We start from the raw sequence: 23998 nt of genomic DNA on the forward strand, positions 1-23998 counted from the left end.
GCGCCACTTTTGATATCCAAAACGAGACATCAAGGGATTCCTCTACTTAGAGGACTTTAACTGACGGGGGTATTTTTATCCAGTTTCTCGTAGATGGAGTTGTTGCTCTTATACTCTGGCACGATGGTCTTCATCTTTGCCACAGTAGCCATATCATCGTACTGTTTCGAGATGGCTATCAGCTCTTCTATCTCTTTGTTCACCTCCTGATAGTCGTACTCGCGCACCTCTGCAATACGTATCTTCTCATGGAACGAGGGCTTGGTGCCCTCCAACTCGTTGAGCACTTCCTCGTAGAGCTTCTCGCCTGGGCGCAGACCCGTGAACTTAATCTCTATGTTCTTGGCACCACTCAAGGCAATCATGCGCTTGGCCAGATCGGCAATCTTCACGGGTTTACCCATGTCGAAGACGAAAATCTCGCCGCCATGTCCCTTGGTTCCGGCTTCCAGCACCAGCTTACAAGCCTCGGGTATCAGCATGAAGAAGCGCACGATGCGCTCGTCGGTCACGGTGACAGGTCCTCCTTTCTTGATCTGTTCGCGGAACAAAGGAATCACAGAGCCGTTAGACCCCAGCACATTACCAAAACGAGTGGTCACGAACTGGGTCACCTTCTGGGCGTTGTTCAGCGACTGAACATAAATCTCACAGATGCGCTTAGAACAACCCATCACATTGGTAGGATTCACAGCCTTATCGGTAGAGACCATCACAAACTTCTTGACGCCATACTTCACACTCAGATCGGCAAGTACCTTCGTGCCATAAATATTGTTCTGCACGGCCTCACTGGGGTTGTTCTCCATCATCGGCACGTGCTTATAGGCCGCTGCATGGAACACATAGTCGGGCTTATACATCTCGTAGATCTGTTCCATTCGATCTGCTTTGCAGATGCTGGTGACGATGGTCTCTGCCTTGACTTTGGGGAAATCGCGTGCCATCATCAGCCGGATGTCATGCTCGGGGGTCTCTGCCTGGTCTATCAGAATCATCTTTTCAGGCTTATAGACGGCAATCTGGCGCACCATCTCTGAGCCAATGCTACCTGCCGAACCGGTGATGAGCACTGTTTTTCCTTCAAGCAGCGCCCCCACAGAGTCCATATCGACCTTGATTTCCTGACGAGGCAGCAGGTCTTCCACCTGCACCTCGCGCAACTGCATGCGCTGAATTTCGTCTTCAGTCACGTCATCATCCATTTCCCTTGTCGATTCTGCCAAGAATATCTTGCAACCGGCCTTGATCAGGCAGTCTTGTAGCGCCGTGTCATTGCGGAAATCCCTAACTCGTAGCGGAGACACCAGAATGCCTTCGATGCCTTCTCGGGCAACGATGTCTTCTATATCATCCGACACATGATACACATTCAGCCCCATCAGCTGGATCTGGTGTGCACGGTCGTCGTGAGAAATGAAGCCTCTCAAAATAAAACGCTTGGGGCGTTCGGAGTTGATATTCTTGGCCAAGCCGACGCCACCCTGCAAAGCGCCGTATATCAGCACCTTCATGGCACGCTTATCGTAGAGTGCAATGCTATAGAGATTCTTCACGAGAATACGGATGCCCCACATGATTACCGTGGCCAAGACAAACGTCAGCAAGATCTCTGTGCTATTGAACGCCGCTACATCGAAAATATGGAGGCTGTTCATCAGCAACGTATAGCAGAACACAAGCACCATAGACAAGAGGTTACCATAAGCCACACGCATCAGATCCACAAAGCTACTGAACCTCACGATGCCTGAATAGGTGCGGAATGCGCGAAAGCCCATACAGCCAATCATGGTGTAAATAAGCATCGTTGAGAACACCTGGATGCGGTTTTCTATGAGCATGTCTGTCTTGCGATACAGCCAGAAAGAAAAAACTCCGGAAAAGAAGAGAATCAGTGCATCTAACAAAAGCATGCACCAATATGGTAAAGATTTCCTGTTAAAATACCAATTAAGTATCTTATTGAATGACATCATCATGGTTTCCATTTCCCAATACTTAAATCAAACATCACTATTTTTCGATGCAAAAATAAACATTTTTTTTATTTTGATACTGATAATTCATGTTTTTTTTCATTTCAAGGCCACAAATACCGTAAAAAAGATAAGTTAAAGGCATTTGTTACCATTTTTTTTTGTGAATGACATCACTGAACGTACACCTAAACAAAATAATAAGGGCGAAGCTGAACTTCTCCACTTCGCCCTCATCATATGCTTTTCACCGGGAATGAACGCCCAATCACTTCGAAAGAATCTCGGCCAACTGTGCCAGTCGTGCTTCATCCTCGGCTTTCATGCGCGAGCGAATGCTCACCATAGGCTCCACAATCTCGCAGTCCTTCATGGCTTCAATCATCGTGCGCATGGTGCGACCTGCCGTAGGTGCCCAGCTTCCATTCTCAATAATGCCAAAGCGACGCTTTTGGTAGTTCTTGATTTGCAGGTGATACAGGAAGTCGTGCATGGGTGGAAACACGCCTGCATCATAGCTGGAGGCAGCCACTACCACCGTGGGATAACGAAAGGCGTCCTCGATGGCCTCAGCCATGTCTGATCGACACAGGTCGCTCACCACCACTTTCTTGGCGCCCTTCTCGCGCAGCAACTCTGCCAGGTGCTCGGCAGCCTTGGCCGTGCCGCCATGGATGCTGGCATAGGCAATAAAGATGCCCTCGCTCTCGGGTTCGTACTTGCTCCAGATGTCATACAGGCGCACAGCCTCTTTCAGGGCAGCCCCCTGCAGCTCTGGTCCGTGCAGCGGACAGATGGTCTGCACATCGATGTCTGCAGCCTTCTTCAGAACGCTCTGCACCTGAGAGCCATACTTTCCACATATATTAAAATAATAACGGCGTGCCTCACAAGCCCAGTCGTCGGTCTCGTTGACCAATGCGCCAAACTTACCAAAACCATCGGCTGAGAACAGCACCTTCTCTGTGCTCTCGTAGCTCATGATGACCTCGGGCCAGTGCACCATAGCTGCACCAATGAAATGCAAGGTGTGCTGTCCCAGCGCCAGGGTATCACCTTCTTTGACGATGACAACGCGACCTTCGAAGTTCACGCCCTCGAAGAAGTTGGGCAACATCTTGGCGGCCTGCGCGCTGCACACCAGTTTGACATGGTGATAGGTCTCCATCATCCAGGCTATCAGCGCTGCATGGTCTGGCTCCATGTGGTGCGCCACCAGATAGTCGGGCTGACGACCGTTCAGGGCCTTCGTCAGGTTAGCTTTCCACTCCTCGCCCTTACGACAATCAGCCGTGTCCAGCACGGCTATCTGCTCATCGTCGATGAGATACGAGTTATAACTCATGCCCTCGGGCACCGCATACTGACTCTCGAAGAGATCGATGTCGAGATCGTCCACACCGATATACTTGATGGTATCGCTTATCATGTCTTATCCTTAATAATAAATAGAAATACAATTTTCGACAAAGATACGAATTAAATTTGTATTGCCAACATCAAACCAAAAAATTTTGTAATTTTGCAAAGAAAAAGAACCGCTTATGACCACTACGACATCCTACTTGAACGAAGAAAACATAGCGCGCAGCACCAACAGCGTGGAGTATCACCCACTGCGTCCGTTCCTTCCCGAGAACGCCCAAGTACTGTTCCTGGGCAGTTTCCCTCCACAGCGCAAGCGGTGGTGTATGGATTTCTACTATCCCAACTTCATCAACGACCACTGGCGCATCGAGGGTCAGCTGTTCTTTGGCGACAAGAACCACTTTGTGGACACAGAGCATAAATGCTTCAAGATCGACGATATTATCGCCTTCTGTCGGGAGAAAGGGCTCGCCTTCTACGACACCTCCACCGCCATTCGCCGCCTGCAAGACAATGCCTCCGACAAATTCCTCGAGGTGGTAGAGCCCACCGATGTCCGCGCCCTCATTTCCAAGCTTCCCCACCTCCGTGCCATCGTCACCACTGGCGAGAAGGCCACCGCCACCATCTGTGCCACCCTTGGCATCCCAGAAGTACCCAAGGTCAACACCTCTGTGCTAGTCTCTGCCGCACCACCTCTCACTTCTCACTTCTCACCTCTCAGTTCTCAGTTTGCGCCAAAGGCGCACTCACCTCTCACCTCTCATCTCTCATCTTGCGGCTCTGCCGCACCACCTCACACCTCAGACATCAGACATCAGACATCAGCCCTCACCCTATGGCGCCTACCCTCTTCTTCACGCGCTTATCCCCTGGCCTTCGACAAAAAGGTGGAGGCCTACCGACTCATGTTTAAAGAAGTATTTGACGAAATATGATGAGACTACAAGAAGAAATACATAGTTGCCCGGAACTGATGGACTTGATCCAAGAAATAGGCTTTCTGCCTCTGTTGGACAGCGGCATCACAGGTTTTTCTGCTGAAGACTTGGTGGACGAAGACTGCCGCTATGTCGTCTATCCCGATGGCGGTTGGGACTGGCCTTTATGGAAATGGAAAGGCCCCATCGTACAGGAGGGCAACTGTGTCTATGGAAAGTTCTTTGCCACCAAGGCTGGCTTCATCAGCCGCGAGTGGTGGCCCGACTTCTGTAACTATCGTCGCAGCAGGTTTTCTGCACCCGAAGAAGGTAGCATCGAAGAAGCCATCCTATTCACCCTGCAGGAGCAAGGCAGCATGATTACACGTAAACTGCGTGCCGCCTGCGGTTTTACGGGTCCAAAGATGCGGAGCAAGTTCGACGGCTACGTCACACGTTTGCAGATGGCTTGTCGTGTCGTCACCGAAGACTTCGTCTATCCACTGGACAAGCACAACCATGAATACGGATGGGGCTGGGCACTTCTCACGACCCCCGAACAACTCTTAGGACATGACGTTTCTCTATGTCCTCACACACCGGAGGAATCCTTTCAGCGTCTCAAGCATCATTTCTGCGCCCTCCTGCCCGAGGCTTCCGACAAGCAAATCGCGAAGTTAATCGGATAGCATCATGCGCCATGATTTGACAGCAAGTTATCCTCATGTCTCGTAGGTTGCGATGCCATCACAGCTACTCATACTGATTCTTCCGCCGATATTGTTCTGTCAAGGTGAGAAGTTCTTTAAACGTCTCCACCCTCTCTGGCTTCATCTTCCCAGCATTCATCGCTTTACGATTCGCCTTCAGCCAGTTCAGCATGTCATGTTCCTCAATCCGATGCTTCGAAGGATTTCGTTTATTGACATCAATAAACGAAATCACTTCCTGATATCTTGCCTCCCAACGTTCGTCTTGTGTCATACCATCATCCATTTTTTAGATAAACAAATAATAATCCGAACAAAGTCCTTTCATCTTTGGGCGATTTTTATTGCTTTACGCTTCGCCCTCATCCCAATATCTGCTTGGCATGCTCCTGGGTTTTGATCTGCTTGCCGGCAAAGATCTGCTCGATGATGCCTTCCTCGTTGATCACAAACGTCGTGCGGATGGTCCCCATTGTCTTTTTGCCATACATATTCTTCTCACCCCAGGCTCCCATTGCCTCCAAGAGCGCATGGTCAATGTCAGCGATGAGCGGAAAAGGCAGTTGATGCTTCTCCTTAAACTTCACATGCGATGCTGCCGAATCCTTGCTCACGCCAACCACCTCGTACCCTCTGCCCTGCAATTCGTTATAATGGTCACGCAAGCTACAAGCCTCAGCCGTACACCCGCTGGTATTATCCTTAGGATAAAAGTACAACACCAGTTTACGGCCACGATAGTCACTCAGACGGATTTCCCGTCCCTGTTCGTCCTTGCCCAGAATCTCGGGCGCTTGATCTCCAATGTTCATATCTTATATTATTTAATACACTTTCCCATATCGTTTCCATTTATTGGTTTCGGTTGCAAATATACGAATTAATTTCTGTCCACCAAGAGATTAAAGAAAACTTATAAAAAAAAGAGCCGCACCACCTCTCACCTCTCACTTCTCAGTTCTCAGTTCTCAGTTTGCGCCAAAGGCGCACTCACCTCTCATCTCTCATCTCTCATCTCTCATCTTGCGCCAAAGGCGCACTCATCTCTCATCTTGCGCCAAAGGCGCACCAATGATAGCTGACAAATCCCAGTTGGGGGTGGCGGAGGGGTGACGGTCGTAATAGGAGAGGATGTCTTGATGGATGGCTAAGAGCTGATCTACGCCCAGGACATCGCTGGGCAGAAGTTTCCCGTTTTAGGCTCGCGAAAAAATGCCATGGGCCAGGTGATAACGGGTCTCCATGGCACGACGACTGTTAGCGAAGACACGGTCGGCCTTCTTCAATACGATGGCTGTCAGCTTGAGCGCTGACGGCAGGGTCACTAAAACGTTTTCTTTCTTCATATAAAACTTACTATTAATGAATAACTGATGTATAAAATATTACAACTTAAAAACATTTGTTAAATGCGTCCTCACACGGACACTTTTTCTTTCGTCTCGCAGGAAATAACGAACTTTGCATCGTCAACATAAACAAGACATTGAATAGTTAACGTAATAATTTGATAGATAGTATATGACAGAACAGAAAAATTCAGTTCCTTTGCACCTGATTCGCGAGGAGCTGTGCCTGGCTGGCATCTCCAGCGAACAGGAACAGCGCCTGCATCAGTTGGAGGCCCGAAGACGCATCACGCCACAAACCAGGCTCCGTCCCATGGAGTTCCTGTTCCGTCTGGGCGGCAGCCCCTGCTTTGCGCGAGGCGAGCTCACCGGCCTGTCGGGCAAGGCCAAGAGCGGCAAGACCTTCGTCAGCAGTATCCTCATGGCCCTGTGCTTTCGCAGTCAGTTGCTCTCCGTCGAACGGATTGAGCAGAAACGGCTGCACGTGCTGTGGTATGACACCGAGCAGAGCGAGGAATCGACGCAAGACATCCTGCGCAACCGTATCATCCCCCTCACAGGCATCGCCGAGGAACAGTTCCCCAACGAGCTGATGGATGTGTTCAACGTCCGTGGCGAGGCCATGGCCGACCGTATCGGCATCCTCGAGCTCTTTGTGCTGCGCTACCAGCCCGACCTGGTGGTGCTCGACGGTATCCGCGACCTCGTGGCAGATATCAACGATGGCGTGGTGGCGCAAGACACCATCGAGCGACTGATGCGTCTGGCCTCCGACAACCATTGCGCCATCGTGTGCGTGCTCCACCAGAACAAGTCGCAGGAAGACCGTAACCTCCGTGGCTGGATAGGCACCGAACTCAAGAACAAGGCCTTTGAGGTGTATGAGTGTTCCAAGTCCAGTGAGCGCATCTTCACCTGGGCGCAGACCGACACCCGTAAGTACGACATCCCCACAGCACTCCAGTTCGCTGTCAACGAGGAGGGACTACCCTACCTGTGTACCCACGAGGAGCTCGTAGAGGCGCAGTTCCGATCTCAGCAGAAGATGGCGGCGAAGATGCAGCAGGGCACCAACAAATTGCCCGACATGAACCCAAAGTACGTACGCAAGGAGGGGCGCAAGTATGTCTTCGATGTCAAGCAGCTCTTTGCTGACATCATGACGCCCGGTCAGCCCTATCAGCAGGACACGCTGAAGACGCAGATCTACGATGCCACCAATGCCATCAAGCCCAAGCTGCACGACGAGATCCTGCAGAAGGCCGTCGCCGAAAAGGTCCTCCTCTGTGTCACCAATCCCTTCGGTAAGAAGGAGTATCTTCTCCCCTTGCCCGATCCAGTGCAGCAAAACCTACCCTTTTAGCGATATCTCTTCCCTCAGACATCAGCCTTCATACATCAGCCATCAATCTCTGCCGTAGGTGAAGTCCTACCCCCATACGTAATTCTCTCTACGAGAGAGAATGTAGTATGTGGGGCCTCAGGCCCTTCACCGCAGGCTATAAAACGAATCGAGCCATCTGCTCACTTTTTTTGTATAATTTCCCGCGATAGCGGCTAAACTAGAAAATATGAAATACGACGATTTAAATCTTAAGAGAATCCGCGAGGTACCTATCTTCGATGTCTGCTCCAAGCTCGGCATCTCGCTCTATGGCATGGGCAAAATCACCAAGCGTGCCAAGTGCTGGTACCACGACGACAAGCATCCCTCGATACACGTCAACAAGAAAAAGAACATCTACAAGTGCTTCGTCTGTGGCAAAGGTGGCGACGTGATTAAGCTCGTGCAAGACTACGAGAACAAAACCTTCCCCGAAGCCTGCGACTGGCTCGTCAACGAGTTCCACATCGTCCTGATTGATTCGGAACCGCTTTCAGCGGAAAGGTATAGCTCGACGGCCTTCAGCCCTCAGACATCAGCCAAAACCTCTCACTTCTCACCTCTCATCTCTCATCTCTCATCTTGCACCAAAGGCGCACTCACCCCTCTTCCCCCCGACCTCGTTCAGAGGTCCTTGTCCCTGGATTCGCAATTCTGTAAATCCGCCATCTCCGCCGGCTATCTCACCGATAGCCAGCTGCGCCACGCGGCAGCCCGCTACCGCCTTGGTTGTTCCAAGGACGGCGGCGTCATCTTCTGGCAGATCGACGACCAGCAGCGCGTGCGTACCGGCAAGATCATGTATTACCAGCCCGACTGTCACCGTGACAAGGAGCGCCACCCCACCTGGGTCCATGCCCTCATGAAGGATACTCTCCCTCCAAATTTCGAAATGCAACCATGTTTATTTGGTTTACATCTTATAAATTCCCATCCCGACCCTCTGATGGGTCGAGGATACCTTAGTGAAAGAGCGACAGGAGGAGCGGTTAAGCCACCCAATATAGGGGGTGGTTTGGCGGGGGTGGATGCTTCTTTTAGTTCTTTTCTTCGCGCCGAAGAAAAGGACAGTTCACAAGAAAAGTTCGGCCTCCATCTGCTGACTCTGGAGCAGCCTACGGCTGGAAATTCTTCAAAATCTAATTCAAAATTGAACAATTCTGAGACCAATTCTGTTAAATTTCCCAGCGAAGCTGGCCCTCAGACATCAGCCTTCAGCCCTCAGACATCAGCGGGAAGGTATAGCTCGACGGCACAATTTGACTTTCCCCTTCGGGCCGTCGAGCAAAACCTTCCCAGCGAAGCTGGCCCGAAAATAGCCATTGTGGAGTCAGAGAAAACGGCAATTATTCTTTCAGAAAAATTCCCCGACTTTATCTGGCTCTCATGCGGCGGCCTCCAAATGTTCAAACCAGAACTGCTGGAACCCCTGCTTCAGCACAGAATCATTATCTTCCCCGACACCGACCCACAAGGCGAAGCCTTCCGCCAGTGGACCCAGGTAGCCCTCGACGCCCAGCGCCTCTACAAGTTCCGCTATCCCCTCCGCGTCTCTCCCCTCCTGGAGCAGCACGCCACACCGGAACAGAAGGAAGCCAAGATAGACCTCGTGGACTTCCTCTTTAAATAACGTTTGGGGCCTCCAAACGCACCGTTTGAAGCCCCCAAACCCATCGTTTAACGCCCCCAAACTCCAAGACCCCATGAATGCCATGTCCAAACTACAGCTGGCGCAATATGCCGGCGTCAGCGTAAAGACCCTCATGAGCTGGTGCGAGCCCTATAAGGACGAGCTCGCCGCCATGGGCATGAAGCCCAACAACAAGGTACTGCCACCCCACATCGTCAAGTTCATCATCGCCAAATTCGACATCGACATCGAGTAGAAAGCAGAAGAAAGCGGAAGAAACGCGACGAGCCATCCCCAAGCGGAAAGCACCCCTCCCAAATGTTGTACCTTTGCAGTGTCAGAGACAAAACCTCTCCATACGAGATAAGGCCTGCTTCGCAGGGAAGGTATACATTTCCCGCGACAGCGGCAAAAACCGCTCGGCTCTGCCGCTTGGCTCTGCCAAGAATTATCCGCTCGGCTCTGCCGCTTGGCTCCGCCAAGAATTCTCATTTTTCATTTTTCATTTTTCAATTTTTCAATTTTTCAATTTTTCAATTTTTAATTATCATGCCCGTACTTTACAAAACTTACGTCAACCAGGTGAAAAACTCAAAGATGTTCGGCAAAGTCTATGCCCGCATCGTGTCACTGAAAACCATGACCTACCAGGAGCTGTGCAAGCACATGGCAGAACACAACTCCGTGTACGGCTCAGACGTCTGTCTGGGCGTCGCCAACAAACTACAGTCCTGCATCCTCGAGCAGCTGCTCGAAGGCAAGAAGGTACAGTTCGGTGACCTCGGCACGTTCTATCTCTCTGCCCGCACCAACGGTGCCGACACCCTTGACGACTTCAACATCAGCAGCAATGTGAAAGGCATCTACCTGCGCTTCCAGCCCAGCCGTGTGGACCTGAACGACCTCTCGTCGAAGACCCTCAAGAAGCGAGCCTCATTCCTCAACGTGAAGGAGCTGGCAGGTCTGAAAGACGCGGAAGACAGCAACGACAATGAGTAACCAACCCCTAAAACCTTAAATCATGACTTCAAAAATCAAACCCATCATCCAGTTTATCATCACCATTCTCACAGCCATCCTTAGCAGCTTCTGCGTGCAGAGCTGCATATGTTAACCACAAAAGGAAAACCATACCATGAGAAACATCACCATGATCATCATCCACTGCAGCGCCACGCGAAGTGACCGTCCCTTCCCGGTCACCTCGCTCATCGCCTGCCACCGCCAGCGCTTCGGTTACACCGGCTACCACTACTATATCACCCGCAACGGCCAGACCCACCAGACCCGCCATGAGAACCTGGTGGGAGCCCATGCCAAGGGCTACAACACCCACAGCATCGGCATCTGCTACGAAGGAGGCCTCTTGCCCAACGGCCATCCCGCCGACACCCGTACCGAAGCCCAGAAGGCAGCCCTCTGGCATCTCCTCCAGAGTCTGCTGGCCGACTACCCCCAGGCCCGCATCCTCGGTCACTGTGAGCTCCCCGGAGTCACCAAGACCTGTCCCAACTTCCTCGCCAGCCGCGAGTATGCCGACCTGCAGCCCGCTGCCTAAACAAATCATCGCCCGGACCGCAATGGTCCGGGCGATGATTTGTTTTACCCCATGTGTCAGGATCCGTCCCCAGACATACCCTTTTGTGCATTTTCACCTTTATTCCCCCGCTCCACCCCTAAATCGGTATCATCCTTTCAGTCTGATGTCGTTCTTATCATTCATGGGGCTCTCTGCCCCATACCCCGAGTGTATTTATGGCATAGATTATTAAAAACATCAAGGTTCACCCGATGGGCAAAGGCTCGAGACCATACCTTTAGAATCACTTGAGAAGGGATGGCTATAATGCAGGGTGCGTAAGCCATTAAACACGCCATGGCGAATCCCGAAGGGACGAAAGCTTGAGAGCCATACTAGAATTTTTGCGTAGGCCGGTCTCTGGCCGTAGCAAATTGAGCCCTTGCCAACGATTGGTGAGGGCTGGGAGTGGTTCGAAGCCCTCCTTAGGCATGCAAGGAGGGTTGGGTGGTTGTGGCCCTTGCAGGGGCACCCTGCATTCTTTTAGTCGTTGTACTTTGTAAAAGCGGCAAAGCCAAGCGATAGCCGCCCCTCGTTAGGGGCTCTAACGTGACGAGGAACCTGCCCCACTGTCACTTTTCGTCATCGTTTTGATTACAAGTTATCAGTCTTTACAGGTCCCAAACACTCTCCAAACAAAGCCAGCACATCGTTAACCTTGTCCATTCGTAATGTCTGCTTACCTTGTTCCAGGTCCCTGACAAACCTGAGCCCCACACCGGCCCTCTCAGCCATTTCCACCTGCGAGAGCCCGTATCTCTTACGTTTTTCCTTTAAATGTTCCGATAAAGCCATACTCAATTATACCTTTTCGGGTACAAAAATACATAATACCGCATAAAATTATATCATATCGGGTATATTTTTAAGTATTCTTGCCAAAATTATACCCGTTAAGGTATAATTCAATATCCACAGCAAAGCAGACCAGGGAACGGAGCTCAAATTCCTCGGTTTTTCCGAATTAGCCGTAGTTTTTCCAGTTTTTCGGAGCCGGAAATCACACTTTTTATACTAATGCAAAAAATAGAGGAAATTCCCCCAAAATTTCCCCTAATTCCTCATATTTAACAATAGTTATCTATAAAAAGTCACTTCACCAAATCCTTAGCACCTACCTCTTTGAGAGGACCATGATAAGCCCACCTCGGTTTGATCTTATTCAAGAATTCCCGCTCATGCGCCTTCCAATAGTCAACGATTTCCGCCTTTTCAGCTTCAGCAAACCACTGTATATTGTCAGTTCTGACACCTATCTCCTTCTCTTCCAGATAACCTTTCAATTCCTCTTCGCTCCTGTTCGCGAAATAGCGTTTTCTCGCCTCCTCAAAAGCCCATAACGAGAATTCCTTTCCTTCTACAATTCTTTTCCTTATCCTCTCATTCAACAGCTCCTTTGGGAAAAGCCTATTGCTGCGGTTCGTATAGTTAAAGACCAGTTCGTTTACTCTGGCATCATGTCTGAACAGGTTTTTCTGAGTCAGGTCGTTAAAGTTCTCACCTTTCTCCATCTTAAACACATATGCAGACTGTCTTCCTGGTCTTGCCAGTGGCTGCATTCCCACCACATCCACTCTTTGCTTTTTATCGAATGAAGGCAGCATCGGTATTTCATTATAGAGGTAAAAGGCTCCATAAGGATGCTTGTCTATATCCGTTATGGGCGAGTACGTGTCTGAAGCATAGTCGTAGGTGGTGGCTGCAAAAAATGCAGCAGTCCACACGTCTAATGTCAGGTCCATATACTCCGTTTTGATGCCATAATGCTGTGCCATCCCGTCATATCCAATCCTAAAGAAAAGCGGATGCCAGTTCCCTACAGGATCCTGAGCTTGGATACCACGTTCCACGATGCCCGTGATGGGGTAATCCCTCATCAGCAACTCCATCTCACACCGTTTTACGCGTTCAACAAATATCTCCGCCTCGCCCATTCCTTTTCTATAGAGCGATGGGTAGCACTCCTCGTGATAGCTGCTCTCACCTCGGTAGTAACTATGTTGAATCGGAGACAGCGGCAGCAGAATGCTTGTCCCGTCTTCCATCAGCAGCGGTTCAAAGAATCCCTTTTGCAGATGTGTCGGGAATGCACCTTTAAACACGGAGAGTTCTGTTCTCAATTCCACATTGTGCTCTCCTGCCAGATAATAGTCTATCAAGTCCAGCAGTGTCGGCAGTTTTGCTATCTCTTCCTTTGTCATCATTGGTTTCCCTGTTGCACTTGAGTATTACGAATAGTCCGAATATAGCCCTCGCAATCTTTGATGTCTTGATAAGCGTTCACACGCTGGTAAAAAGCCAATGCTTTCTCTATCGATGCAATATCAACATATATCAGCCCGTATGTGCGATAATAGAAAGCCTGGTCCGATTCGAGTAGCAGTTTGTCAACATCCACCATCCCTATGTAGGCCTTGGCTTGCTGATGAAACCTCTCCATATCCTTTTCAGTAAACCGACTCCTATATTTGGGCATATTGTACATCGCCAGATAGCTCATCGCCATATACATCCGCGTCCCCATCAGTTCCTGCTCTTGATGGTTGATCATATAGTATTGTTCCGCCTTTTGAAGCAACGACAGTCCTGTTGCCCCTTGTCCCAAATAGGAGAACATCCGAGACATCTCACGGTAGCACATGGCTATGCGGTCTTCATCACCCTCCTGCTCTGCTTCGCCAAGGGCTTCACAAAGAGTATTGATTCTATATTCCGGTCCGGTCATGCTTGTCTCTATACCACCCAACGTGTATAGGAGCCTTTGCCTAACATCGGAAGTACAGTCCAAGTCCAGAGCTTCCCTTAGCACCACACATGCGTCAGCCAGCCGGCCCTGTCTCGCCATCAACACAGCTTTAAGGTCCCTGTGTATTCCCTCCATATTGATAGGTATCATCCGACCGACGGCATATCGCTCAAACAACAAGATGGGTTGCCAAGCCCTTTCAAATTCATTTCTGTTCAAGAAGATGGACGTTCTAACATTCAGGTAGTTCAACACCACCGACAGACTATAATCGTTCAGTGTGAGGAGGTATCTGTCCAGCCCATACTGCACAAATACCTCCTCACACAGCTGATATGCCCGCTCAATCTCCGCAGGAGTATCGAGCATAGCCATCACCCTCGTCTTATAGTCAATCTCGTCAATAAACATCCACGTTTTGGCAAACATATTGCATAACAATAATCTAAATCGTCCATTCTACCTCCTATACAGTTCCGTCAGTTCCAGAAGTTTTCTAAACTTCTCAACCTCTCCGTCTTCATCGTTCCAGCATTTAGCTGCTTTCTATTATGCTTCAACCACGTATAATAGTCACCTTTCTCCTCAGCGTTATACTTAGACGGATTCCGCTTATTCGTTTCTATGAAGCTCTTCACCTCATTATATTTGGCCAACCATCTCTCCTCTTGCGTCATATCTTGTCACAATTATAGTGAAAATAAAACAATCATTTTTCATCATATGCCATTCCATATGGCGATAAACTACGGCTTAAGTCCTGATTTAAACACATACACCACATGCTTCACCCCCTCTGGATCATTCTTGCAGCACTCTCCATAAGTTTTCCCCGAACCACAAGGACACTTCGACTCTTCTGTCAAATCAGGGAACTCGTCGGGACTTTTGTGAATATGTTTGGTCGTATAATACCATGGCTTATATGGATCATCCCATGCTCTCATGATTTTCTCCAATATGCCATAATCATAATGGTCGGTTTGATCACCTTCTTTTCCCCTCAGAAAAGCTACAGCGTATTTATGTTCTGGATTAAATACAATATCTACACCTTCCAACTCTGCTTTCTTCACAATGTCTATACACAACTCTCCGTTATACACATGACCAGGGAAATGACCACAGTGATGGCGTATAGATCTTTTCTTACCACAGATACAACATGTTCTCTCCTTGACAATGATGACTGTACTGAAGAATACTCTATATGGATAGAGACTTTGCAACTGTTTCACCATCGTTTCTATATACGACACTGCATTCTTGGTTCCAGGGAAATTCCGCAAAAGGTGTGTTATTCCTATCTCTATTTGTTCCAACAAGCACCAAGCCTCATAATATTGCTTATTACGAAGCATCTCGTATGCCTTTCTGTAATCACGGTGCAAACTAATAATTTCCAGCGTTGCCCATGCCACATTGGCATTCTCCTCGTCGTGCTGTTGCTGATAGCCCTTCCTTAACGCATCTACTTCCTTGATCGTTGCATCATAGTCAAAGCCATCTTCCAACAGGTGAGATAGTATCTCCTGCGCCTTATTATTCATTCCACATTTTCTGTATTTCTGCTGCAACTTTCTTATAGTCCGCTGCAGGGCCTTCATATTGGAACTCCTTCTTCTTACCCAAAGTATCCTCTACAGTGATTGTAAAACTAACCGTTGCCGGTTGTTGATATTCTGGGACATCTACTTCTTTGACAACGGGACCGGGTTCCGTAAGCCGGTCATAAATGTAATTCCCCACAAGATTAAGAAATAATGGCAAAGCAACTGATACTACCAAGAAACTGCCCAGTCGTAATGTCCTAGAGTTCAATTCTATCTCTTCATAGTCTTCGTCAGCTATGCATATCTCCATTTTATCACCCAAATGCGACTTAAGGAGAGCATACAAATCCATTGTTCCTACCATGAACGCCTTAGGTTGATCCTGTATCATCGAAGGTACAATCAGTACATCTGCAGCCATCACATTCTGTCTCAAATCCTCTGGCAGTCCAACTATTTCCATCCACTCATCACGACTGCGAGTTGCATCATTTATCTTCAAGTTTTCCATACTTTGACACTATAGTTTTAACCATAATTCTATTATTCTTTACGCAGCATCCCTTTTCAGCAGTCTCTTCACCTCATCAATAGTCATCACCGGCGAAGCTTTTTCCATACGTCTCACCGACCATTCTCTCAAATACCAATTCAGATGTATGAACTTATGCTCATCACTTTGTATCAGCTGTGCGAATAGCTCTTGCACCTTAGTCCATCCCTCGTCCGTTGCACAAGCAATAACGCCCACGGCATTCAGTATTCCTGTACATTCCGAACGATGTAGACTGCCTATTGCTTTCGAATATACGGACATTAATAATGGTAAGGCCGATATATCATACTGCCTAATGTCCGACCTCATATCTATGACTTGAAGATGATTCTCTACATATTTGAGTCCCTTCACGCTTCCTTTCAACAGCAACAGTCTGACAGCTCTGCTTTTCAAGCCTTCATCTAATTCATCAAAGTCATTCTCCAAGCCTTTCTTTACATATTCATCCATTGTTGCATCCGGTGATAAGTGTTCATAGATAAAAAGTCGCTTCTCAGCTCCGCACCTTTCCATAATGTCTTCATTCAGCACCATGCTGCGTGTTTCGCTGTTATCTAGCAATGCCTGCGCAATACTCAACGATGGGTCTGAACACGGCAGAGAGAGCATCCTATTGATAACTCTTTCATATTCCGAAGAGACACCTCTCTTAACAAGATAAAGACACCATATCTTCCAGTTAGTCTCATTATGTCTTTCAGATTGATTCATGCATGTTCTTAAAGCTGCCAGCAACTTCTGTCGGTTGTCTGTAAACCTTTCACTGATATAGTCAAATAGATAATAGTTCCTACCCGAATAGCCTTCCCCTCTAAGATATATATGACAATATGAATAAGGCAGCAACTTCAGAAGCTGTTCATCGTCCACTATAACATCATGGTGCAACAACACCTTTATGGCTGGGTATTCAATATATAATTCTTCATTATTTGAATCATTTGCCAACTCAGCAAGCCAGTTTGCGGTGGCTTCTTTGAATAGCTTATCCTGTTCGTCGGTCAATTTTATTCTTCCATGTTCGCTGTAGAGTTGTTCATTCGTATATAATACTACAAGTTTCTGGTAAACTTTATAGTCTTCCACGTATTCCCTAACCTTCTGCAAATCAAAGCTATCATCAGCCCGGTTATAATGCTCATAGAACACACTGCTCACATAATGACTAATCCGTTCTTCCTCCTCATCCGTGAACTTCACTTTCACATGTCGCAACTTGCTTATATCTTCCTTTGTCTTTGGGGCTTTTTCATCTACAATACTAAGCACCTTCTTCTTGAACCGCTCATAGTCCATCATCTCGTTATACTCCTGCTGCTCCATGATTTCCCATTTGGTCGGTGCATTCTTGTCACGCCAAAATTGAGGATATCGGTTCTTCCTGATAATGTCTATCTCCTTCAGCATTTCCCCCGTTGCGTATTGCGATAGACACGACAACAAACGGTCACCATTTGGATTCTTGTAATCCAGCGCATCTGCCACTTGATCCAGTCTTTCTTCATTCAACAGCAACGCTGCACAATGAGCCTTACCTTCCAGTTTCCGAAGTTCTTCATAGCCATTGGTAGTAATCGTGTTATCAATGAAATATCCTCTGAGTGTGTCCATCGATTTTTCGAAATAATGCTGTGTCGATTCTATGTGGTCAAAGAATTCTATAAACACATCTTTCTCCTTTTTTCTGAAACGTCTGTCTTCAGCCATGTCAGTCAGCATATCAAATACGAAGTCGGATGCTTCTGGGTACTCACCAACAAATCCTTCCACTTTCACAAGCAGTTTGCCGATAATTTCGTCAAACTTATCCTCGTCAGTTGTTCCTAACAGATGATTTACAAATTCATACTTCAACTGCTCCAGAGCTTTCTTTACGCTTTCCCAGGTAGTAAAAGCCTGATATGCTTCATATAGATTATCCCTACTTATTATTCTTGTATAACCATTCTTTCTAATGTCATGTATATACTTACCCTTTTCTATGATTACATCTGCATATTTCTCCGTACAATCTGTATCTGTAAAGTATTCAACCAAATGGTTTACAATATTTGGATGCTTAGAGTCTTTAAGAATATGATATATAGCATCGGCGTTTTCCTCAGTTTTCAACCAAGGACTCCTGAACACCTCAAAGAATACATATATATGTTCATCATCTTCCTTAAACTTCTCAAGCATTTGTAATAGTAGTGTTCTCAAATCAGAAGCTTGCGTTGTTGTCAAATTCTCTATTCGCAAATAGCGCATCAGGAAGAGTATATTCACAGTATGGCTATTTATTTCTTCACATCCCCGCAACTCATCCATCAAGTAGTCTATACTCTCTGCCGAGCAGCCAAAGTTCATCAGGACTTCATATTTCGATGACATGTAGTCTGCCAGTCGCAGAATTTTAGACTTATGCCATTCTATGATGTCTTTGAAAATTGCAGTTCGCTGCTGGATATCAAACAAATTTCTGTCAACATACAGCACCATCTCTTTATTGTCGCTTACTATCCATGCCAGGATCTGCTTCGCCAATTCAGAATCTTTCGGAAGTTGAGCAAGCAACAATGCCACAGTATTATTCCATCCTGTCCTTATTATCTTTGTGCCATGATAACAGCACAATTTACGTATCTCATCCAGCGAGCCTAGCGCAAACAAATACCGTGATACGAAATACTCTTTGAAAGAGTTATGCGTAAAGCCAGAACCACCGGGACGGGTTCCTGTTTCATCACATGCGATAAATCATGCTTTTACTGATTCCTGTCAATCTCTCCAATTGACGCAATGATGCTCTTTTACCCTTCAATTCTATTAACAGAGACTTCTTTATATCTGCAGGCAATTGTTGAAATGCGCTGCTATTCGTTGCGCCAGTCTTTTCTTTGATCAGCATCATAACCTGATCATCCGAAGGACGTCCTTTCGAAGCATCTTCTATGTCAAGGCAAACAATATCATCAGACAAAGGCTCATTCACTAGTTCATTCAACTCCTCAAAGGGTATTCGGTTCAAAACAGTGCGAGTATCACATAAAGGGAACAACGTACTATTCTTATCAATGTACTCATCCCAACTACTGAACTCATAATCCTTCACCTCTGCCACCATACCTGCCTTCACAGGGTTTTGGTGTATATACCTGAGAAGCGTTACAAAATAAGCAATATCATTCACAGGTTCACTCTTAAAACGCTCGCGGAACAGATGACCGTCTCTTGAATACTTATGGTTATAATAGTACACATAAGAGGAAGCTATTCTTTTTATGGCCATACCTATCTTATCCTCTCGTTCACGAATGAGCAGGTGGATATGATTCGTCATCAGACAGTAAGCATAAAGGATATAGTTTCTTCCAGAGGGGGTACCATCAGGCTCATACGACAGAGCCATCATGTCCAAAGTCTTGAGAAACTGGTAATAGTCCTCTTGATCCTCAAAAATATTCTGGTGATTTATACCACGCATCATCACGTGATATATACCAGTGCCTGATGTTTGTCTCGCCTGTCTTGACATTACTTTACCAAAATTTTAGCCAACTCCTATTGTTACGGAACATGTACCTGTCCCCCCGTTCCCTAACCCATTTTCCAGGCTTCCCAAGCCGATGTTTTTTCTTTTTTCGATGCTTGTAATAACGGTAGTTATTGCGATAAGTGGCATGGAGTGGGCATAAGAGCTCGCTCTTAAAGCCAAGTCCATACCACTTATCACTAGAGCTAGGCAGGAGCTACAAACATCGAAAAGGGTTCTTTCCTGTTTTTTCTAACCTTTCCGTTCTCTCTATGTGAATTATTTCGTACCTTTGCGCGTCAAAAGAAAAAACTCATGCCCAGACAGCCACGTAAACCATCAAGCACCGGTATCTTCCACATCATGATGCGAGGTATTAATCATCAGAACATCTTCGAGGAACCAGAGGACTACTATCAGTTCATCAATATCCTCGACAGAATGCGTACTCAGTATGATGATGATGGTAATCCATGTAGCACCAATTGCATCTATTATGCTTACTGCTTGATGTCAAACCACTTCCACTTGCTCATTCGTGAGCGTGATGAAAAGGTTGGCAATACCATCAAGAGGATTGCAGGTGCATATGTCTATTATTACAACCATAAATATCTTCGCGACGGTCACCTATTCAAAGAGCGTTTCAAGTCAGAGCCTGTAAACGATATTTCTTATTTCACCACCCTATTGCGCTACATCCATCAGAATCCTGTCAAAGCAGGTGTTGTTACACAGGTAAAGGACTACGAATATAGCAGCTGGGGCGAATATGATGGTTCTGTTGAACCCGTCTTTCAGATTTGCAACACTAGAACTGTCTTAAAGCGTATTCCCTTCAAAGATCTCAACGAATGGGTTAACGACCTACTACCTGATGATGCCAACTTCCTTGACAATGATTTAGAGCAGCCTCGTCTCAGGCTCTCCGATGATCAGGCATGGCAACAGATTATCAGAATTACAGGCGTTTCAAGTAGCAGCGAATTCCAGAAGCTCGACAGAGAAACCCAGCGGCAGTCTTTCATTCAACTCAAAGAACTTGGAGCATCAGTCCGTCAGCTTCAAAGACTAACTGGCATAGACCGAGGAATCATTCAAAGAGCAAGGTAAGCTATCTGCCCCAGTGGGCATGTATCCGCTACCCGTGTCAGGAACCTGTCCCCTGACATCTTTAATACCCTTTTACGAATTCGCCCCAGCCCTCTATGGCTGCATTGGCAAGATCTGTAACACGACGGGCGATGGAATATCTCATTTGACCACAACATTTACATGTCTCTGGTTCTTTATCTCCAAGTGTTATTATCTCCAATGCTGACATATAAGCCACATTCGCCTGTTCTGCGTAAGGTTCAGGTAAGCCTGTCGCTATTCCAGATAATTCCTCATTCCGTACTCCCTGTGCAAATAGTTGCACACTCTTATCAAAATTCGAAAAATGCTCTTCATATCCGTATGGACGGTCCAAATACGAATCAATATAGTCAGCCATCCGGTCTGACACCACAAGGTTTTGATACATTTTGTTCTTTTCCACCTCGCCTGTAACCTCGCCTGTTTTACTATCTATCAGTCTGGTTATGAAATTGTGGTTTTGCCGTATCTCCTCTGTAAGTGTATTCGATAATGTAATGTACCGTAAGGTATCAAAAGTCAGAAAGTTGCAAACCTGATGAATTTGTGCTTGAAACATCGTCGCACAGTCTTCATCATCATATCCAAGCACCTTTATCGTAATAGTGTCTCCTTCAATACTAAAATTCTTTCGAGATTTCTTTTGGAATGATATGCACTTATCAAGTTTTCCCTTGCCAAATACCTTTCTGATATATTTTTCTGGTAGCAGAGCCTCTTTAACGCACTTTTTCAACTGTCTATGTAGTGTATCATGATCATAGGTTCCTTCTGGATCAAAATCTATGCTTGCCACACAACCTTTTTGTTTGTAGGTAAGTTTAATGTTTAGATGAGTATTTTCTCCTATGCATGCGATACCCACAATAATTGTGTTCCCTATTCTAAGAGGTGAATACTGCCAAGCTAACTTGCCAAAGGTAGCAGCCATCCTTGCCCATAAGCATCTAAGGAAATCATTTGTTTCCTTATTGCTTTTAAGTCCAACTCCAAATAAGAAATCACCACCATTCATAAGGCTACCATCTTCCATCACTCCCCTTCCTCCACACTCTCCTTAAACGTATTCTGTATAATACTCAGGAAAGTCTCGTTCCTTCTATCTGCATCGCCAATCAAAGCATCGTAATCCACCAGATAAACACCAACATCTATCGTCTTCATCGGGTTCAATGATATTTTAACGTTCTTCTGCGCGAAGAGTACTTTTCCTGTAGAGTACAGAGGATCGTATCCATTCAATTCCAACTCCACCTTTTCACTTATTTCTATGATGCCATAGAACCACATACGCTGGATTTTTTCTCCAAAATGGCTATAAAGTTCCCTTGCCCTATCAAACAATTGCCGCTCAACACCTAATGTCTTGTCAATATCTATACCCTCACGCTTAAGTTCAATGATAACCACATCAAATTTCTCTGATTTGTCGGGGTCTGAAGAAAACACAATAGCAATGTCAGGTCTACCTGTATTCTCGTAGTCTGTTTCAGGATCAATGATCTTAAATAGTTTCGTCATCTCTTTCTCACTGAGCACATTACTATAGGTCATAAACCTATCATCTATCAACCATAGATTCTGTTTGTACAAGTCATTATAGGCATTCTTTCCATCAAACACACGATACCTGGGGCAAATCAAATTATGCACTTCCTCCTCTCTGTTTCCTGCATCGAGCGACTTTAACTTGTCTATTACTCGCTGTCTGAACAAGATATATTGTGTCAATGATGATGATGTAATGTTCTTGGCTTTCTCATATTGCTCCTGATTTAATATAGGTGCATTGAGTACCTCTCGCTGAGCTTTGAAAAACAAATCCTCGGCCTTACCCAATACTTCGCTCTGCTGCATATAGCCAATACTATTACCATCAATATAACTCGACAAGTGAGGATAGCGCCCTTCCAGTTGTTCCCTCTTTTTCGATTGTGCCGTTGCAATATCTGGGTACATTCCATTCAGAATCTTGGAAATATACTTAATGAAAATATTACGAAACAGCTGCTTGTTTGAATCCGTCAGAGTAATGGTCTCTCGATTGGCTTCGGCCAATCCATTGAAGTTATTCGAGAAAAGAAGGAACACCATATTATAACCACTATGGAAAAATTCCTTGGTTATAAAGTTTTGAGCATATGTTCTCCCCTCCACATTAATTGCCGTAACAACATTGCTTGGCTTCTTGTCATCCGTCTTTTCTACGAAGTAATACAGAGTCATGCCAGTGAACATCACTCCAACGTCCGTATCTTCAATAGGGATTGTCTTGAAATCAGGGATATCGTCTGTCGAAATAACCGCCTTTTTCTCTTTACCGTCAATCTTTGAAGCAAGATGAATAACTATATTGGCCTTCTGCTTTTTTAGTAGGAACAATCTGAGATAGAAATGCGAGAGAATCTTATTCTTCAGAAACTTCACATCTATTATGCTGTTATTAAACAGTTTCTTTTTGGCATAATCAGAAAGAAAAAGCTTTGTTCCGCCAATCCATTCATCTTCATTGACTGTATCTACATCACTTTTACCATCAAAATCGTCAGAGAAAGAAAACTTTCTGTGTTTACTCTTATCATACCAGCTTTCTATTTCTACATCATTGAAGTAAAATCTATATGATAAGCGTCCCAATCCTTTGTGGGCAGTGTCCTCCGTATCAAATAGGTTGCTAAACTTTTTAAACCTGCCATCTGTAAAGCCTACACCATTATCGCTAATGGTCACCTGTAGCGTATCTGCAATCTTTTTTGATTGAGCCGATATTTCTACATTTATTTCGGTTGCCATTGCATCCAGCGCATTGGCAATAGCCTCCATGTAAACCATCTCGTAAGATGATTTACCATAGAACATCCTTACAGCATTTGACAAGTTTACATTCATTTGAGTATAATATTATCCACGTTTTTTATCTAACAGGTAAACTATACGATGAGAAGACCTTAATGAGTTATTTAGTCTAGAAGCAGTCTTTAACCTTTATTATCTTCCTGTTCTTCGAAGTCTTCAAGATACACTATGATAAAACACTATCTGCATAGTATTGGTTATGGCAGCTGCAACACCTCCGACAATCACATTCATCCTTCAGAAAAAATCAATAGGCTCTTCTTCCCTATCACGGAGATAGCACTCCATTACGCAAAAATCCCATTCTCTATACGCAGCACTCATCATATACCTTTTACCCAATCATAAATCCCTTTTTCCGTAATTCCGTGAGTCCTGTTACGATTTCATCTATCGCAACGCTTCCTCCCCACATCCTATATACGTAATTAGACATTACTTCTCGTAATACCCCTTTTCGCTATACTGCGACCAACGGAGGTACATTTCCTGATAATGATCCTTGATAAAATCGGATATCTTGGCAATCTCGCGGTCATTAAGGATACCACGGTTCTGCAGAACCGTATCACCATTGTTCTTTACGAAGAATTTTGCAGAGCCGCCCTCTGTCAGTTTACTATCGCTTGCATGCACATGCATACACTCCACAACACAGAAAGACGTAAAATACAAATAATAGCCGGCAACCTTAAAATCGTAATACTTCGGCAT

Annotated in this window: 24 protein-coding genes and 1 pseudogene; 9 read left to right on the top strand and 16 right to left on the bottom strand. The window is 46.1% G+C overall.

The genetic code is table 11. From position 1 onward, the window contains the following. Positions 1-56: 56 nt before the first annotated feature. Both L6472_RS09825 and L6472_RS09830 read right to left on the bottom strand, forming a co-directional pair. Complete coding sequence (locus L6472_RS09825) at positions 57-1979, bottom strand: nucleoside-diphosphate sugar epimerase/dehydratase (protein WP_237808014.1); 1923 nt, start codon at positions 1977-1979, stop codon at positions 57-59. 268 nt (positions 1980-2247) lie between these two features. Next, positions 2248-3408: an FprA family A-type flavoprotein gene (locus L6472_RS09830; RefSeq protein ID WP_237804627.1), complete on the bottom strand. Its 1161-nt coding sequence runs from the start codon at positions 3406-3408 to the stop codon at positions 2248-2250. Between the two features lie 115 nt (positions 3409-3523). On the opposite strand from L6472_RS09830, the pseudogene L6472_RS09835 reads away from it, so the two are divergent. After that, a pseudogene (locus L6472_RS09835) lies at positions 3524-4015 on the top strand (hypothetical protein); the annotation flags it as partial. Positions 4016-4281: 266 nt separating this feature from the next. Then, on the top strand, positions 4282-4956 hold the full coding sequence (locus tag L6472_RS09840) for a hypothetical protein (RefSeq protein WP_370640842.1): 675 nt from the start codon (positions 4282-4284) through the stop codon (positions 4954-4956). 64 nt (positions 4957-5020) lie between these two features. Here the strand turns inward: L6472_RS09840 and L6472_RS09845 are convergent, their stop codons facing one another. From L6472_RS09845 to L6472_RS09855, 3 genes are all read right to left on the bottom strand, one after another. Beyond that, positions 5021-5251 (bottom strand): helicase associated domain-containing protein, encoded by a 231-nt coding sequence (locus tag L6472_RS09845; RefSeq protein ID WP_237804629.1) that lies wholly within the window; start codon positions 5249-5251, stop codon positions 5021-5023. Between the two features lie 88 nt (positions 5252-5339). Continuing rightward, complete coding sequence (gene bcp / locus L6472_RS09850) at positions 5340-5789, bottom strand: thioredoxin-dependent thiol peroxidase (RefSeq protein WP_237804631.1); 450 nt, start codon at positions 5787-5789, stop codon at positions 5340-5342. Positions 5790-6173: 384 nt separating this feature from the next. Further along, the gene (locus L6472_RS09855) at positions 6174-6323 is read right to left on the bottom strand and encodes a hypothetical protein (protein WP_237804633.1); all 150 of its coding nucleotides are present in this window, start codon (positions 6321-6323) and stop codon (positions 6174-6176) included. A gap of 175 nt (positions 6324-6498) precedes the next feature. Here L6472_RS09855 and L6472_RS09860 point away from each other — a divergent pair, with 175 nt between their 5' ends. The 6 genes from L6472_RS09860 (at position 6499) to L6472_RS09885 (ending at position 10898) form a co-directional block, all read left to right on the top strand. After that, positions 6499-7689 carry an AAA family ATPase gene (locus L6472_RS09860; protein ID WP_237804635.1) on the top strand — a complete coding sequence of 397 codons (1191 nt, stop codon included), beginning with the start codon at positions 6499-6501 and terminating at the stop codon, positions 7687-7689. A gap of 208 nt (positions 7690-7897) precedes the next feature. Beyond that, a complete protein-coding gene (locus tag L6472_RS09865) occupies positions 7898-9340 on the top strand; it encodes a DUF6371 domain-containing protein (RefSeq protein WP_237804637.1) in 1443 nt (480 codons plus the stop codon). A gap of 82 nt (positions 9341-9422) precedes the next feature. After that, on the top strand, positions 9423-9596 hold the full coding sequence (locus tag L6472_RS09870) for a hypothetical protein (protein WP_237804639.1): 174 nt from the start codon (positions 9423-9425) through the stop codon (positions 9594-9596). Positions 9597-9889: 293 nt separating this feature from the next. Further along, entirely contained in the window at positions 9890-10339 is a 450-nt protein-coding gene (locus L6472_RS09875; RefSeq protein ID WP_237804641.1) for a hypothetical protein, read from the top strand. A gap of 22 nt (positions 10340-10361) precedes the next feature. Continuing rightward, positions 10362-10454, top strand: coding sequence for a smalltalk protein (locus tag L6472_RS09880; protein ID WP_155808497.1), 93 nt, complete (start codon positions 10362-10364; stop codon positions 10452-10454). A 21-nt stretch (positions 10455-10475) separates the two neighbouring features. After that, positions 10476-10898: an N-acetylmuramoyl-L-alanine amidase gene (locus L6472_RS09885; RefSeq protein WP_237804643.1), complete on the top strand. Its 423-nt coding sequence runs from the start codon at positions 10476-10478 to the stop codon at positions 10896-10898. A 615-nt stretch (positions 10899-11513) separates the two neighbouring features. Here L6472_RS09885 and L6472_RS09890 read toward each other — a convergent pair. The 8 genes from L6472_RS09890 to L6472_RS09925 all read right to left on the bottom strand — a co-directional run bounded on the left by L6472_RS09890 (position 11514) and on the right by L6472_RS09925 (position 19294). Then, positions 11514-11714, bottom strand: a complete 201-nt coding sequence (locus L6472_RS09890; RefSeq protein WP_370640843.1) for a helix-turn-helix transcriptional regulator — start codon at positions 11712-11714, stop codon at positions 11514-11516. Between the two features lie 296 nt (positions 11715-12010). After that, complete coding sequence (locus L6472_RS09895; RefSeq protein WP_237804647.1) at positions 12011-13123, bottom strand: FRG domain-containing protein; 1113 nt, start codon at positions 13121-13123, stop codon at positions 12011-12013. Continuing rightward, on the bottom strand, positions 13120-14094 hold the full coding sequence (locus tag L6472_RS09900; RefSeq protein WP_237804649.1) for a hypothetical protein: 975 nt from the start codon (positions 14092-14094) through the stop codon (positions 13120-13122). Before L6472_RS09900 ends, L6472_RS09895 begins: the two co-directional genes overlap by 4 nt. A gap of 50 nt (positions 14095-14144) precedes the next feature. Continuing rightward, the gene (locus tag L6472_RS09905; RefSeq protein WP_237804651.1) at positions 14145-14342 is read right to left on the bottom strand and encodes a hypothetical protein; all 198 of its coding nucleotides are present in this window, start codon (positions 14340-14342) and stop codon (positions 14145-14147) included. 69 nt (positions 14343-14411) lie between these two features. Then, the gene (locus L6472_RS09910; protein ID WP_237804653.1) at positions 14412-15215 is read right to left on the bottom strand and encodes an SEC-C metal-binding domain-containing protein; all 804 of its coding nucleotides are present in this window, start codon (positions 15213-15215) and stop codon (positions 14412-14414) included. Next, positions 15208-15729: a hypothetical protein gene (locus L6472_RS09915; RefSeq protein WP_237804655.1), complete on the bottom strand. Its 522-nt coding sequence runs from the start codon at positions 15727-15729 to the stop codon at positions 15208-15210. The genes L6472_RS09910 and L6472_RS09915 overlap by 8 nt, the downstream gene beginning before the upstream one ends. A gap of 39 nt (positions 15730-15768) precedes the next feature. Continuing rightward, complete coding sequence (locus tag L6472_RS09920; protein WP_237804657.1) at positions 15769-18303, bottom strand: hypothetical protein; 2535 nt, start codon at positions 18301-18303, stop codon at positions 15769-15771. Positions 18304-18502: 199 nt separating this feature from the next. Then, positions 18503-19294: a transposase gene (locus L6472_RS09925; protein ID WP_237804659.1), complete on the bottom strand. Its 792-nt coding sequence runs from the start codon at positions 19292-19294 to the stop codon at positions 18503-18505. A 312-nt stretch (positions 19295-19606) separates the two neighbouring features. Here L6472_RS09925 and L6472_RS09930 point away from each other — a divergent pair, with 312 nt between their 5' ends. After that, a complete protein-coding gene (locus L6472_RS09930) occupies positions 19607-20404 on the top strand; it encodes a transposase (protein WP_237804661.1) in 798 nt (265 codons plus the stop codon). A gap of 61 nt (positions 20405-20465) precedes the next feature. On the opposite strand, the gene L6472_RS09935 is transcribed toward L6472_RS09930, so the two are convergent. From L6472_RS09935 to L6472_RS09945, 3 genes are all read right to left on the bottom strand, one after another. Further along, entirely contained in the window at positions 20466-21461 is a 996-nt protein-coding gene (locus L6472_RS09935; RefSeq protein ID WP_237804663.1) for a hypothetical protein, read from the bottom strand. Then, positions 21461-23317 (bottom strand): ATP-binding protein, encoded by a 1857-nt coding sequence (locus L6472_RS09940; RefSeq protein ID WP_237804665.1) that lies wholly within the window; start codon positions 23315-23317, stop codon positions 21461-21463. Before L6472_RS09940 ends, L6472_RS09935 begins: the two co-directional genes overlap by 1 nt. A gap of 402 nt (positions 23318-23719) precedes the next feature. Beyond that, positions 23720-23998: a DUF4160 domain-containing protein gene (locus L6472_RS09945; RefSeq protein ID WP_237804667.1), complete on the bottom strand. Its 279-nt coding sequence runs from the start codon at positions 23996-23998 to the stop codon at positions 23720-23722.

Source organism: Prevotella sp. E13-17 (assembly GCF_022024035.1).
Classification (GTDB): domain Bacteria; phylum Bacteroidota; class Bacteroidia; order Bacteroidales; family Bacteroidaceae; genus Prevotella.

Coding starts and splice junctions, on each gene's coding strand:
- L6472_RS09825 (WP_237808014.1), bottom strand. CDS start 1,979: ATGATGTCATTCAATAAGATACTTAATTGGTATTTTAACAGGAAATCT.
- L6472_RS09830 (WP_237804627.1), bottom strand. CDS start 3,408: ATGATAAGCGATACCATCAAGTATATCGGTGTGGACGATCTCGACATC.
- L6472_RS09840 (WP_370640842.1), top strand. CDS start 4,282: ATGATGAGACTACAAGAAGAAATACATAGTTGCCCGGAACTGATGGAC.
- L6472_RS09845 (WP_237804629.1), bottom strand. CDS start 5,251: ATGACACAAGACGAACGTTGGGAGGCAAGATATCAGGAAGTGATTTCG.
- bcp (WP_237804631.1), bottom strand. CDS start 5,789: ATGAACATTGGAGATCAAGCGCCCGAGATTCTGGGCAAGGACGAACAG.
- L6472_RS09855 (WP_237804633.1), bottom strand. CDS start 6,323: ATGAAGAAAGAAAACGTTTTAGTGACCCTGCCGTCAGCGCTCAAGCTG.
- L6472_RS09860 (WP_237804635.1), top strand. CDS start 6,499: ATGACAGAACAGAAAAATTCAGTTCCTTTGCACCTGATTCGCGAGGAG.
- L6472_RS09865 (WP_237804637.1), top strand. CDS start 7,898: ATGAAATACGACGATTTAAATCTTAAGAGAATCCGCGAGGTACCTATC.
- L6472_RS09870 (WP_237804639.1), top strand. CDS start 9,423: ATGTCCAAACTACAGCTGGCGCAATATGCCGGCGTCAGCGTAAAGACC.
- L6472_RS09875 (WP_237804641.1), top strand. CDS start 9,890: ATGCCCGTACTTTACAAAACTTACGTCAACCAGGTGAAAAACTCAAAG.
- L6472_RS09880 (WP_155808497.1), top strand. CDS start 10,362: ATGACTTCAAAAATCAAACCCATCATCCAGTTTATCATCACCATTCTC.
- L6472_RS09885 (WP_237804643.1), top strand. CDS start 10,476: ATGAGAAACATCACCATGATCATCATCCACTGCAGCGCCACGCGAAGT.
- L6472_RS09890 (WP_370640843.1), bottom strand. CDS start 11,714: ATGGCTTTATCGGAACATTTAAAGGAAAAACGTAAGAGATACGGGCTC.
- L6472_RS09895 (WP_237804647.1), bottom strand. CDS start 13,123: ATGATGACAAAGGAAGAGATAGCAAAACTGCCGACACTGCTGGACTTG.
- L6472_RS09900 (WP_237804649.1), bottom strand. CDS start 14,094: ATGTTTGCCAAAACGTGGATGTTTATTGACGAGATTGACTATAAGACG.
- L6472_RS09905 (WP_237804651.1), bottom strand. CDS start 14,342: ATGACGCAAGAGGAGAGATGGTTGGCCAAATATAATGAGGTGAAGAGC.
- L6472_RS09910 (WP_237804653.1), bottom strand. CDS start 15,215: ATGAATAATAAGGCGCAGGAGATACTATCTCACCTGTTGGAAGATGGC.
- L6472_RS09915 (WP_237804655.1), bottom strand. CDS start 15,729: ATGGAAAACTTGAAGATAAATGATGCAACTCGCAGTCGTGATGAGTGG.
- L6472_RS09925 (WP_237804659.1), bottom strand. CDS start 19,294: ATGTCAAGACAGGCGAGACAAACATCAGGCACTGGTATATATCACGTG.
- L6472_RS09930 (WP_237804661.1), top strand. CDS start 19,607: ATGCCCAGACAGCCACGTAAACCATCAAGCACCGGTATCTTCCACATC.
- L6472_RS09935 (WP_237804663.1), bottom strand. CDS start 21,461: ATGGAAGATGGTAGCCTTATGAATGGTGGTGATTTCTTATTTGGAGTT.
- L6472_RS09940 (WP_237804665.1), bottom strand. CDS start 23,317: ATGAATGTAAACTTGTCAAATGCTGTAAGGATGTTCTATGGTAAATCA.
- L6472_RS09945 (WP_237804667.1), bottom strand. CDS start 23,998: ATGCCGAAGTATTACGATTTTAAGGTTGCCGGCTATTATTTGTATTTT.